Raw genomic sequence first — 12887 nt, 5'->3', positions numbered from 1 at the left:
CCATGCACACCATCTCCTGCATGGATGCCAATCCGTCCACACCATCCACAGAGTTGTCCACATTGGGGAGGAACAGGGTCCTCTCCCGCGTGTGATCCCTCAGTGCCGGGAGCTGGAATTGGAGCTCTTGATCCGTGCTGTCAGCTCCGTGACCTGGTTGAAGATCGCGCGGCGCTCCTTCATCAGCTCGCTGATCTTCTTGTTGGCGTGCATCACGGTGGTGTGGTCGCGGCCGCCGAATTCCTCGCCGATGCGGATCAGCGGCATGTCGGTCAGCTCACGGCACAGGTACATCGCGATCTGCCGGGCCGAGACTAGGCGCCGCGAGCGCCCAGTGCCGATGATCTCCTCGACCGAAAGACCGAAGTAGGTGGCCGTCTGCGCGATGATCGTGGAGGCGGTGATCTGGGTGCCGTCGTCGTGGCTGAGCAGGTCCTTCAGCACGCTCTGGGCGAGGGTGACGTCCATCGGCTGCCGGGACAGGGAGTGCAGCGCCTGGACCCGGATCAGTGCGCCCTCGAGCTCGCGGATGTTGGTGGCGATGTGACTGGCGATGTACTCCAGCACGTCGTGGGGCACCTCACCGGTGTTCTCCTGGGCCACCTTCTTGCGCAGGATCGCGATGCGGGTCTCGAGATCCGGAGGCTGGACGTCGGTCATCAGGCCCATCTCGAAGCGCGAGCGCATGCGGTCCTCGAAGCCTCCCAGCTCCTTGGGGGGAAGGTCCGAGGTGATCACGATCTGCTTGTCCGAGTTGTACAGCGTGTTGAAGGTGTGGAAGAACGCCTCCATCGTCTCAGGTGCGCGCTGAAGGAACTGGATGTCGTCGATCAGCAGGATGTCGATGTCGCGGTAGCGGCGCTGGAACTCCTGGGCCTTGCCGAACTGGCCGGACTGCACGGAGTTGATGAAGTCGTTGGTGAACTCCTCGGAGTTCACGTACCGCACCACGATCTCCGGGTACAGGCTCTGGGCGTAGTGGCCCACGGCGTGCAGGAGGTGGGTCTTGCCCAGGCCGGAGCCGCCGTAGATGAACAGCGGGTTGTAGGCCTTGGCGGGGGTCTCGGCCACGGCCGAGCAGGCTGCCTGAGCGAAACGGTTCGAGGAGCCGATCACGAAGGTGTCGAAGGTGTACTTGCCGTTCAGGCGCGAATCACCCACCAGCGTGGTCTCGGCCAGCGGGGCCCGCGGTGCCGGCGCCGGGGAATCCGCGGTGGGAGGGGACCACAGGGATCGGCTGGCGGCAGGGGAGGTGCTGCTGACGGGCCGGGCCGAGTCCGGGCCCCACTGGGCCGGCGGGGTCGAGGAGTGCGCGTCGGTGGCCGACGGGGCGATGCTGCCTCTGCCGCCTGCGGTCCCTGACCGGTCACCGCTGCCCGCACGGGTGAATCCACCACCGGAGGGCCCGATGTGGACATCCTCCCCAGAAACATCCACAGAGTTGTCCACAGACTGTGCACCGGCGCTGGTGGGACGGGAGGGCACCGCACCGCCGGGGGCGGGATCCTCGTCGTCCCCCTCCAGCAGCAGGGACTCGTCCACGGTCACGGCGAAGCGCATCTCGCGCTGGGCGGCCTCGCTGAGCGCACTCTTGAGGGAGTCCACGATCCGGTGCTCGAACAGCTCCTTCGCCGAGGTGGAGGGGGCTGCCAGCAGGGCGGTGTCCGCCACCACGGCCATCAGCCGGGACAGGGTGAGCAGGGCCATCACCCGGGGGGACACGGTCTCGTCACGGCGCAGGATCTGAAGGGTGCGGTCCCAGATCACCTCGACGTCGATCCGCGTGTCATTCATGATCATCTCCGGTGGAAGGCAGCAGTCCGGGTAGTTTTCCACATGATCCACAATCGTGTGGATCGGTGGTGTGGATGCGTGGGACGTCAGGTCGCCGCACCTGGTCGGGGGCGGGCGGTTCCCGTGACGTGCGTCCCCTCACCGCCGTCCGTTACCACCGTGGAGACGCCCGTGGGCGTGCGGCGCGCAGTGAGAAACCGGCCACACCGGCGCTCACCTGCGCCTCAGCCGTTGACCCCTCGACGCCCCGCCCCTAAGATCGTGCAGTCAGCGCTGCGAGCCGACCTGTAGACGTCACCGGGACGTCGTCCTGGTCGGTCCGGTCACCCGGCAGCCGCTCCGTCATCCGCGCGAGCGCCCGATCAGCCCGTCCGCGCAGCAGACCACATGCCACCGCGAGGGGCACGTCCGTGCCCATGATCGAGGAGAACCGATGAGCAAGCGCACCTTCCAGCCGAACAACCGTCGTCGCGCCAAGAAGCACGGCTTCCGCGCCCGCATGCGCACTCGCGCCGGCCGCGCCATCGTCAACGCGCGTCGCGCCCGGGGCCGCAGCGAACTGTCGGCCTGAGGCCGCAGGCCGGCAGCGTCGGGACCGTGACCCCCTGGTCCCGTCACCGGCTCCGCACCGGCGACGACTTCCGCGCCGTCACCCGCCGTGGCGTGCGCAGCGCCCGATCCCACGTGGTCGTGCACCTGGCCCTCCTGCCGGAGGGACCGGAGGCACCCCGCGTGGGATTCGTCGTGTCCAAGAAGATCGGCAACGCCGTGGTGCGCAACCGCGTGACCCGTCGGATGCGGGAGATCATCCGACCGCAGCTGGCGCAGCTGCCCCCGACCGCTGCCGTGGTGGTGCGCGCCCTGCCGGGCATCGATGCGCAGGCCTTCGACCAGCTCGAGACGGATCTGACCGGTGCGCTCGATTCGGCCACCCGCAAGCTCTCCCGGCGCTCCGCCGGGGAGGCGGCGCTCTGATGGGCACCTCGATGCGCACTGTGAGGGACCTGCCGCGCCGCCTGCTGGCACTGCCGGTGCGGGCCTACCAGGTGGGAATCTCGCCGTACACGCCGCCGGCCTGCCGCTTCTACCCCGTCTGCTCCCAGTACGGCATGGACGCCCTGCGCGTCCACGGCGCCGTGAAGGGGACCCTGCTTACCACGTGGCGCATCCTGCGCTGCAACCCGCTCACCCGCGGCGGCCCCGATCCGGTTCCCGCCCCGGGGATGTGGACCAATCCACGTCGACTGCGGCGACCGGCCCGCTAGGGCCTACCCTTGTCCAGAACCCCGACCCACAGCCGTCACATCGCATGGACGTCATGCGCATCCGGGCGGCAGGAAGAACCAGGCCGATGAACCCTCTGTATCCCATCGAATGGGCCGTGGCATGGATCATGGTGCAGTTCCACAGGCTGCTGTCCGTGTTCATGGACCCCGACTCCGGCTGGACCTGGGCGCTGTCGATCGTGGGCCTCACCGTGGTGATCAGGACCCTGATCATCCCGCTGTTCGTGCGCCAGATCCGGGCCTCCCGGGCGATGCAGATGGTCAGCCCCGAGCTGCAGGCCGTGCAGAAGAAGTACAAGGGCAAGACGGACCAGGAGTCCCGCCAGGCGATGGCGCAGGAGACCATGGCCATCTACAAGGAGGCCGGCGCCAGCCCGTTCTCCTCGTGCCTGCCGATCCTGCTGCAGATGCCGATCTTCCTCGCGCTGTTCCGGGTGCTGTACACCAAGCTGCCCCAGGCCGCCGGGGGTGAGGGATTCGGCCCGCTCACCCCGGAGCTGGCCCACAGCGCCTACACCGGTACCTTCCTCGGCAACGTCACCATCGCCGACAGCTTCCTGCAGTCCGGCGACGGCGGTCTGACCACCAAATTCGTCTCCGGCATCATCATCGCCCTCATGTGCGCGGTCACCTTCATCACCCAGAAGGAGCTGACCATGCGCAACATGCCCAAGGCAGCCCTTGAGGGGCCGATGGCCAGCACGCAGAAGATGATGCTGTACATGCTCCCGTTCATCTACGTGATCACGGGACCGGGCATGCCGATCGGTGTGCTCATCTACTGGCTCACCACCAACGTGTGGACCTTCGTCCAGCAGTACATCGTCATCCGCGCCACCCCCACCCCGGGCTCCGATGCGGAGAAGCAGCGCCAGGCCCGCATCAACGCCAAGCGCGAGAAGAAGGGCCTGGAGCCCCTGGACTTCACGCCGAAGAAGAAGGTCGTGGCCGAGCCCGAGGAGGCTGCCCCCATCCGCGTGCAGCCCAAGAAGAACAAGAGCCTCAGCGATCAGGAGAAGCTGGCGCAGGCCCGCGCCGCCCGCGCCAAGGCGCAGGAGCAGCGCCGGGCTGCCCAGCAGGCCCGCGCCGCCCAGGAGAAGCCCGCGCCGTCCACCTCGCCCCTGAACAAGGGATCCAAGGGCTCCAAGAAGGGATCCAAGCGCCACAAGTGACCGTGTCCAAGGGGAGCACTGCTGCTCCCCGGACATCCTTTTTCCCGCAGCATTCCAGGAGGACCACCGATGAACGACACCACCCCGCAGCCCCCCTCGGGCGAGGGCGGCCACGCACGCGCCGCCACTGACCGCACCGCCCCGGATCCCACCGCGATGGATGCCGAGATCATCACCCTGGAGGAGCAGGGCGAGGCCGCCCAGGCCGCCGGCAGGCCAGAGCCCGCCCGCTCCGCTGAGGCTGTCGCATCCGCCGGTGATGCATCTTTCGCCGCGGACGAGGAGGCACCGGCAGGGGCTCCTGATGCCGAGGACTCCGGCGAGTCCCGCCAGGAGCGTCTGAAGCGCCTGGAGGAGGAGGGCGACATCGCCGCCGACTACCTCGAGGAGCTGCTGGACATCGCCGATCTCGATGGTGACATCGACATCGACGTGGACGGCGACCGTGCCTCCGTGGAGATCCGCGGGGCCGAGAAGCTGAAGCGCATGAACGAGCCGCGCGGCGAGCTGCTGGACGCCCTGCAGGAGCTCACTCGACTGGCCGTGCAGACCCGCACCGGCGACCGCTCCCGCCTGATGCTGGACATCTGCGGCTTCCGGGCCCAGCACAAGGAGTCCCTGGAGGATCTCGCCGCCGATGCCGTCGCGCAGGCGAAGTCCGGGGGCTCCCCGGTGCCGCTGCGCCCCATGAACCCCTTCGAGCGCAAGGTCGTCCACGACGTTGCCAAGCGTGAGGGACTGCGCTCGGAGTCCGACGGTGATGGCAAGGACCGTCACGTCGTGATCTACCCGGCGTCCTGAGGTCCCGGATGGCCCCCTCCTCCACCGTTCCCGAGCAGCTGCGCGGCCCGGCCGAGCGGCTCTTCGGCGACCGTCTCGACCTGGCCGAGCGCTTCACCGGGATGCTCGCCGAGCAGGGCCCCGAGCGGGGTCTCATCGGTCCGCGCGAGGTGGATCGGCTGTGGGAGCGGCACGTCCTGAACTGCGCCCTGCTGGCCGACGCGATCGACGAGGTGGGCGCGACTGGCCGGCCCGTCGGCACCCTGGCCGACGTCGGCTCCGGTGCAGGACTGCCGGGCGTGGTGATCGCGATCGCGCGGCCCGGGCTGCGCGTCACCCTGATCGAGACCATGCAGCGTCGCACCACCTGGCTCGACGAGGTGAACGCGGAACTGGGGCTGGGCATCGAGGTGGTGCGCGCCCGTGCCGAGGAGCTGCACGGCGAGCGTGACTTCGATCTGGTCACCGCGCGTGCCGTGGCCGCGCTGGACAAACTGGCCAGGTGGACCCTGCCCCTGGTGACCGCAGGCGGCACGCTGCTGGCCATGAAGGGCGGCTCCGCGGCGGAGGAGATCGACAAGGCCGCCCCGGTGCTGCGCCGTCTGGGCGGGACCGATGCCCGCATCGAGCGGTACGGGGACGGCGAGGTGGAGGTTCCCACTACAGTGGTCCACGTGCTCCGCACCCCCCAGGCGACCAGGAAGGGAGGCCGACGTGGCTGATCAGCGCGAGGACTCCGCGCCCGCAGGCGGCGGTCTGGACGACACTCCGCTGATGCGCGAACTGGCCCGTGACCATGCTCGACGCCGCGAGCTGGAAGGGCTCGAGTTCGCCGCTCCGGAAGCCACCCGTGTGATCACGGTGGCCAACCAGAAGGGCGGGGTGGGCAAGACCTCCACCACCGTGAACGTGGCGGCCGCCCTGGCCATGGGTGGGCTGGACGTGCTGGTGGTGGACGTGGATCCGCAGGGCAATGCCTCCACGGCCCTGGGCATCGACCACCACGCGGACGTGCCCAGCATGTACGAGGTGCTGGTGGAGTCCACCCCCATGCAGGAGGTGATCCAGCAGGTCCCCGAGCTGGAGGGGCTGCTGTGCGCGCCCGCGACCATCAACCTCTCCGGCGCCGAGATCGAGCTGGTCTCGATGGTGGCCCGGGAGAACCGGCTGCGCGGCGCCATCCGCGACCTGTTGGCCGAGCGCGAATCGGCCGGCCTCCCGCGCCTGGACTACGTACTGGTGGACTGCCCGCCCTCCCTGGGCCTGCTGACCGTGAACGCCCTGGTCGCGGCCCGAGAGGTGCTGATCCCGATCCAGGCCGAGTACTACGCGCTCGAGGGCCTCACCCTGCTGCTGAACAACATCGAGCTGCTGCGCCAGCACCTTAACCCGGAGCTTGTGGTCTCCTCGATCCTGCTGACGATGTACGACGCCCGTACCCGACTGGCTGCCCAGGTGGCCCAGGACGTGCGCGACCACTTCCCGGAGCAGACCTTCTCGACCACCATCCCGCGCTCGGTCCGGATCTCCGAGGCCCCCAGCTACGGGCAGACGGTCCTGACCTACGACCCGGGGTCGAGCGGCGCCCTCGCGTACCGCGCCGCAGCCCACGAACTCACCATTCGCCCAGCCCCCTGACCCCCCGATCCGCCGATGGCGACGACGCCCCCAGCGGAACGGTTCCCCTGCTCTCGGTGGACGACCCACCCGGAAGGACGACGCACATGACGCAGAAGCGCGGACTCGGTCGAGGCCTCGGCGCACTGATCCCGGGCGCTGGCACCGCACCTGCACCCGGCCAGGATCTGCGCACCCGTTCGCACCCGCGCACCTCGCCGGAGGCCGGGGAGAAGGGCTCCTCGACCAGGCCGGTGGACATGTTCTTCTCCGGTGAACCGGTGCACTCGGACTCCGACCGGCCCCAGCGCGAACGCGCAGCCAAGCAGGATCTCGCCGGAGACATGGCGCGCGCCGCCGCGGAGCGCCGCGGGCGCGGCGCCGGAGGTACGGCGACCAGCAGGAGCACCTCGTCACCCGCGCGAAGGACCCGCACCGCGAAATCCTCCTCCGCGGGCGCATCCGCTGGGTCAGGTGCCACCGAGTCCGAGTCCTCCAAGGACAGATCCTCGAGGCAGGGAACCGCCACGAAGAGCGCGTCGAAGGCGGGGACGTCGAAAGGGGGGACATCGAAGGCGGGGACCTCCAAGGCCGGGACCTCCAAGGCCGGTGCCTCCGCGACGGGGTCGTCCAAGGCCGGTGCATTGAAGTCCCGCCGTGACACCACGTCCACTGCTGGACAGAAGGGCACCTCCTCGTCCCGGGCCACGACGTCCACCACGACGAAGCCCGGTCGTTCCACCTCCCCCAAGCCCGCCGATCCCGCAGGCACGCAGCAGGCGCCCGTTGCAGAAGCGCCCTCGGAGGAGACTCCTGCAGTGGCGAGCCCCTCCGCCGCGACCAAACCTGCGCAGTCCGGCTCCGCGGCGCCCGAACCTGCGCAGTCCGGCTCCGCCGATGCCACACCGGTTGGGGCTTCTGCACCGGTCGCTCCCTCCCCGATCGCTCCCGCGCCGGTGGAGGAGGATTCCACTGTGTCCGAGACTCCTGGCGAGAGCCCCGCGGTCGACGTCGAGGAGGTCCAGAGCACCCCGGTGTCCGCGCCGCGGAACACGAGCTCGGTGACCGAGACCGCGCAGCCCGATACCGCATCCAAGGACGATGAGGACGCGGGCCTGGTGCCCGTGCCGGGCGCGGAGTTCGCCGAGGTCCCGATCCATGAGATCCGCGAGAACCCGCGCAACCCCCGCACCATGTTCGACGAGGACGAGCTCGACGAGCTCGCCGAGTCGCTCCAGCAGGTCGGTGTGCTGCAGCCCGTGGTGGTGCGGCCGATCTCCGTCACGGAGGATGGTGAGTCCTTCGAGCTGGTCATGGGCGAGCGCCGTTGGCGTGCCGCTCGGCGTGCCGGCCTTGATCGGATCCCGGCGATCATCCGTGAGACCAGCGACGACGACCTCCTGCGCGATGCGCTGCTTGAGAATCTGCACCGATCCCAGCTGAACCCGCTGGAGGAGGCGGCTGCATATCAGCAGCTGCTGGAGGACTTCGGCTGCACCCAGGAGGAGCTGGCTGAGCGGATCGGCCGGTCGCGCCCTCAGATCACCAACACTCTTCGCCTGATGCGCTTGCCCGCTCTTGTGCAGCGACGGCTCGCCAGCGGAGCGATCAGCGCCGGCCACGCACGAGCTCTCCTCTCCCTGGATGACCCGTCCCTGATGGAGGAGCTCGCCCAGCGCATCGTGCAGGAGGGCCTCTCCGTGCGTGCCGTGGAACGCCTGGTGGCCCGCGGTGCACAGCCCACGGTCACTCGGACCCCGCGACGCAGCACCTACGATCCCCACGTCGTGGACATCACCAGCCGGCTCTCCAATCGTCTGGAGGCTCCCGTTCGCATCGACGTGGGGAAGCGCAAGGGAAAGATCACGATGGAGTTTTCCAACATCGAGGATCTCGAGCGTCTGGTGGAACGCATTGGGCTGGAGCTGCCGGCCCAGTTCGACGGGAACGACCAGCGGGTCTGAACGGCACCCTGTGTACGGCGCTGGGCAACTCGGCGCCTGGACATCGCACAGAGCCGGGCTCCGGCACAGCGGTGGGTTCCGCGACCCGGTGCAAGAGTATGCAGTCCACTGCAAAAGCGTGCAGCGTCGGCGGCGTCACTTCTCCTTCGGGGCGGACGGGTCACGCATTTCTGGTGTGGTTGTGACACGCACGGGCCCGTTGAGCCCAAGAGCACTGCGAGACCGCATCCACGTGCATACGCCGACGCATCGTGCCGCTGCTGAATCCACCATTGTGCACAGACGTGTGGATGAGGCGCGTTTCCGCTGGTGATAGCTCGGTCGTCCTGCTCCGTGACGGCCCTGAATCACGTGCTAGCGGTACTTTTTGGGGTCGGTGAGATGATGCGGATGTTCGCTGCGTTGTTCCACGTGAACCAGGGTTAGCGTGACGCTGGGCGCTGCTGCGGGAATGGTTTCACGTGGATCATCGCTCGTCATCTCCTCGCGGGGGCTCGCCAAGTCGTCACGCGGCTTGCTTGCGGGCGACTACGCGGGCGAGGCCGAGGTTCCACGGGAAACGTCAGATTTCGTGTAATGGCGAAGTAAGTGCGTTCGACTCGTACAGCGCCGCAAAAATCTGCGGTGTAGAACGCGGTGCGCCCCGTGGATGAGGGACATCCGGAGAATTACAACCGCGGGGCCTCTTTGCCCCGCAAGAGGCCGGCGCCATGTTTCACGTGTAACCCGTGTTGCCGGGCATTCGAGTTGATTCCCCGTGACTGGGGCTGCACCGCATGACCCGTTGCATGTGGAACGCGGACGGGCTGCCAGGTCAAGCGGGATTGATCCCCACCAGCACTCGTCAGGCGCACAGCCGAGGCCGCTGGGCTCACTTGTGGGGTGGGATCGTGCGGGCTCTCCCGAGGTCGAGGGCCGGAGCCATCCCGCGCGCGGGGTGGCTTGGGGCGGCCGCCACGAGCCTGGCTACGAGCCGCGCATGAGATTCACGTGAAACGCAACTATGAAACACAGCTAGCCATCTCCCCGTCGGCGGCGTTGTCAGCTGTAACGGCACGATGCTCTAGTTTTCCGTGAAACAGCCGCACAGTCCGGGCCGTGGTGGATGGAGCGTGCGGAGCAAGGTGTCTTTGATGTGCGGCCGCGGATGGACGCCTCTCATTTCGGTAGCTCCGAGCGTCGCGCGTCCTCCTAGCGGCACACCCCGCCTGCCGGAGCCAGTGCTATGCGCAGCGGGCCAGGTAGGCCGAAGCTCACGGCGGTCCACGGAACGTGGCGGGCAGTTTCACGTGAAGCTACCAAAAAGGGTGCTACCGGCGATGTTTGGATGCCGTTCCCATCTGGACGTACGGCGTCACCACCCAGCACGTGAGCTGGTTGCACGTGAAACTCGCACCCGCGGTTCATGCGGGCAGCGATACGGTCGCGTCAAGATAAGCGGCAACGATCGGACGGATCCAGTGTGGCGCCGAGCTCTTGGGGCGTTCCATGTGAAACGGGGTTCTCGCAGTACAGAGACTGCGGCGCCGAGTGGGCTTCGGTTGTGAGGAGAACTCGCCTAGCGTCGCGCCTCGCAGCCGATCCACAATGACAGCGTCGTCTAGGGAGCACAGAGGTCACTCTCTCGATCACGACGATGGGCGCCGTATGTTCCATGTGAAACGACGGCCTTGCCCAGCGAAGCATCCCGTTTCACATGGAACACAACCTCTGACCGCCAGGGATGGTTGCTGGGCGGTGCAGGCCACACCGTCACGACTCAATTCACAGGGGGCTGCTCAATGAGGAACCCTCCAGTGGGTCTACCCGTTCGCCGTGAAACCCGCAGAATCGTTCGAATAGAGCACCCCGCCGCGGGCTTCGCCGACAGAGGACCCTCTACTATTCGGCCGCAGACGGCGGCGTTTCACGCGGAACATGGAGCGGGCCACAGCTGCATGAGATCGCCGTTGATGAATGACCGGGCGGGATGCGGCGACGCGAGCGCCTGCCAGCGCACCGGCGAAGTGGACAGCAATCATCACTGGGAACAGCCAGCGGAGCGGTACAGCCATGTTCCTCGTGGACCCGGGCCATGAGGGAGGAGGGCCACTCAATCCGCGACTTTGCACACTGTGAGTAAGTGTGTGGACAATCCCCCTCGGTCGATCTTTGTTCCGGACCAGGCTGTGCACGCCAGGCACAGGCCCCTTACCCGGCGTGGCCTGCGGGAATGAGCAAAACTGCAGGTCAGCCGCTACTTTGTACACGTGAGTAGAGATGATTCACGACCTCGACCTTGTCCACATTTTCCTGTGGATAACCTTGTGGACTGATGTGCCGCTGTGTGTGGACAACTGTGTGCACGACATGGTGCACGGCGAGTTCGTGCATGTCAGCGGGAGGAGTACGGGATGACTTGACAGGATCAGTCGAGACCCGAATCCACGCTGCCGAACCGCACGGCGACCTCGTGCTTGGGGAGGGCGCCGTCGTGACGCTTGGTGATGGACCACTCCCCGCGAAGTCGCACCGGCGTGCCATCCGGAAAGGCACCGCGCAGGTCGGCGATGAGCGGGTGAGGTGGGTCGGCGTCCGGAGGTACGCCGGACCCGGCGGGCACGCTGTGCTCCTTGCCGACGTGCTGTGGAGTCCTTGGGGACACGGGGGCAGAGCCTGGCCCCGGTGCGGCAACGGTTCCCGGCGCCAGTCGCAGCCAGACCGGAAGCACGTCGATCACCAGCTGATCGAGCACCTCATCGGACGGGTCCTCGATCATGACCGCATGCACAGACGGCCCCCACCGTCGGCCCAGCTCACGAAGCACCGTGGGTGCCGGTCGGCAGGGACCGCACCACGATGCCGTCACCAGCACCACGGCAGGACGGTCCCCGCTCAGGTCAGTCGGCTGCTCCGGATCAGCGAGCAGCTCCAGGTCAGTCGGCTGGTCGGGGTGCACCGGGTGCTCCACGTCAGCCGACCGGTCCTTCCGCGAAGGCCTCCCCGCCCCTGGCATGGAGGGGCTGCTCATGAGAAGGAGCCCAGGTCGGTGCGGATCGGTGCCGCGCCGATCACTCCGCTGCGGGCAATGTCGTCGACGCGTCGGACTCCGTCCCCGGCGTGACGGGGGTGAGCTGGGCCTCCGGTGCGGAGGGCTCCGTCGGCACCTCGTCGGCGGCGGCCTCGCGGGGGCTTGCCTCCCCGGCGAATGCCAGCGCTGCCTGGTCGGTGAGCCAGCGCTCCGCGTCCAGCGCGGCCTGGCAGCCGGATCCCGCGGCAGTGATGGCCTGCCGGTAGGTGTGGTCGACCACGTCGCCGGCAGCGAAGACTCCTGGAACGGACGTGTAGGTGGAGCGGTCCTTGCACACGATGTATCCTTGCGCGTCCAGTTCGAGCTTCCCGCGCAGCAGCTCGGTGCGCGGCACGTGCCCGATGGCCTCGAACACGGCGCCGGTGGGAAGGGTGCGCTCCTCCCCGGTCTCCACGTCCCGCAGGGTCACCGATTCCACCTTGTCCTCACCGTTGATGCTCACCACCTGGCTGTTCCAGGCGAAGCGCAGCTTGGGATCGGCCTCGGCGCGCCGGGCCATGATCTTGGAGGCCCGCAGCTCGTCCCGGCGGTGCACCAGGGTCACGTTGGTGGCGTAGCGGGTGAGGAACGTGGCCTCCTCCACGGCGCTGTCGCCACCGCCGACCACCACGATGTCCTGGTCCTTGAAGAAGAAGCCGTCGCAGGTGGCGCACCAGCTGACGCCCTTGCCCGAGAGCCGCTCCTCGCCCTCCACACCGAGCTCGCGGTAGGCGGAACCGGTGGCGATGATGAGGGCCTTCGCGCGGTGCACGGTGCCGTCGTCGAGGGTGACTGTCTTGATCTCACCCTCCAGCTGGAGGTCCACCGCGTCCTCGAACAGGATCTCAGCGCCGAACCGCTCGGCCTGTTCCTGCATCTGCGCCATCAGCTCGGGCCCTTGCACGCCCCCGGGGAAGCCGGGGAAGTTCTCCACGTCAGTGGTGGTCATCAGCGCGCCGCCGGCGTCGAGAGCGCCCGCGATCACCACGGGCTTCATCTCGGCGCGGGCCGCGTACACGGCGGCCGTGTAGCCGGCAGGGCCGGAGCCGACGATGACCACATCGTGCACGGGGGCGTCGCTGTGATCGGGGGCCGCCTGCTGCGTCTCGGGCTCGGCGGTGGCGCCCAGAGGGGTCGTGCCGAGGATGTTCAGGGCCTGGATGGGCTGGTTCACGGGTGGGTTCCTTCCATGGGGTACGGGGAGTTCGGGGTGCGGGTCACCGGA

The 12887-nt window shown here is 68.1% G+C and carries 11 protein-coding genes; 8 read left to right on the top strand and 3 right to left on the bottom strand.

The window, feature by feature from the left end; genetic code table 11:
- Nucleotides 1–99: 99 nt before the first annotated feature.
- Nucleotides 100–1800 carry a chromosomal replication initiator protein DnaA gene (gene dnaA, locus M3B01_RS06415; protein WP_259790338.1) on the bottom strand — a complete coding sequence of 567 codons (1701 nt, stop codon included), beginning with the start codon at nucleotides 1798–1800 and terminating at the stop codon, nucleotides 100–102.
- 427 nt (nucleotides 1801–2227) lie between these two features.
- Here dnaA and rpmH point away from each other — a divergent pair, with 427 nt between their 5' ends.
- From rpmH to M3B01_RS06375, 8 genes are all read left to right on the top strand, one after another.
- Entirely contained in the window at nucleotides 2228–2365 is a 138-nt protein-coding gene (gene rpmH / locus M3B01_RS06410; protein WP_193864992.1) for a 50S ribosomal protein L34, read from the top strand.
- A gap of 26 nt (nucleotides 2366–2391) precedes the next feature.
- Entirely contained in the window at nucleotides 2392–2769 is a 378-nt protein-coding gene (gene rnpA, locus M3B01_RS06405; protein WP_259790336.1) for a ribonuclease P protein component, read from the top strand.
- Nucleotides 2770–2780: 11 nt separating this feature from the next.
- On the top strand, nucleotides 2781–3059 hold the full coding sequence (gene yidD, locus M3B01_RS06400) for a membrane protein insertion efficiency factor YidD (RefSeq protein ID WP_259790334.1): 279 nt from the start codon (nucleotides 2781–2783) through the stop codon (nucleotides 3057–3059).
- Between the two features lie 86 nt (nucleotides 3060–3145).
- A complete protein-coding gene (yidC, locus tag M3B01_RS06395) occupies nucleotides 3146–4252 on the top strand; it encodes a membrane protein insertase YidC (protein WP_259790332.1) in 1107 nt (368 codons plus the stop codon).
- Nucleotides 4253–4591: 339 nt separating this feature from the next.
- On the top strand, nucleotides 4592–5053 hold the full coding sequence (locus tag M3B01_RS14715) for a protein jag (protein WP_396123341.1): 462 nt from the start codon (nucleotides 4592–4594) through the stop codon (nucleotides 5051–5053).
- Between the two features lie 8 nt (nucleotides 5054–5061).
- Nucleotides 5062–5754, top strand: coding sequence for a 16S rRNA (guanine(527)-N(7))-methyltransferase RsmG (rsmG, locus tag M3B01_RS06385; RefSeq protein WP_259790329.1), 693 nt, complete (start codon nucleotides 5062–5064; stop codon nucleotides 5752–5754).
- A gap of 52 nt (nucleotides 5755–5806) precedes the next feature.
- Nucleotides 5807–6670 carry a ParA family protein gene (locus tag M3B01_RS06380; protein WP_259790364.1) on the top strand — a complete coding sequence of 288 codons (864 nt, stop codon included), beginning with the start codon at nucleotides 5807–5809 and terminating at the stop codon, nucleotides 6668–6670.
- An 86-nt stretch (nucleotides 6671–6756) separates the two neighbouring features.
- On the top strand, nucleotides 6757–8613 hold the full coding sequence (locus tag M3B01_RS06375) for a ParB/RepB/Spo0J family partition protein (protein ID WP_259790328.1): 1857 nt from the start codon (nucleotides 6757–6759) through the stop codon (nucleotides 8611–8613).
- Between the two features lie 2407 nt (nucleotides 8614–11020).
- Here M3B01_RS06375 and M3B01_RS06370 read toward each other — a convergent pair.
- Nucleotides 11021–11371 (bottom strand): hypothetical protein, encoded by a 351-nt coding sequence (locus M3B01_RS06370; protein ID WP_259790327.1) that lies wholly within the window; start codon nucleotides 11369–11371, stop codon nucleotides 11021–11023.
- 292 nt (nucleotides 11372–11663) lie between these two features.
- On the bottom strand, nucleotides 11664–12836 hold the full coding sequence (trxB, locus tag M3B01_RS06365; RefSeq protein ID WP_193864999.1) for a thioredoxin-disulfide reductase: 1173 nt from the start codon (nucleotides 12834–12836) through the stop codon (nucleotides 11664–11666).
- Between the last annotated feature and the right edge of the window lie 51 nt (nucleotides 12837–12887).

Source organism: Brachybacterium sp. p3-SID957 (assembly GCF_025144775.1).
Classification (GTDB): Bacteria; Actinomycetota; Actinomycetes; order Actinomycetales; family Dermabacteraceae; genus Brachybacterium; species Brachybacterium epidermidis.
The sequence above is the reverse complement of the archived record's forward strand: the minus strand, read 5'-3'. Positions and strand labels throughout refer to the sequence as shown.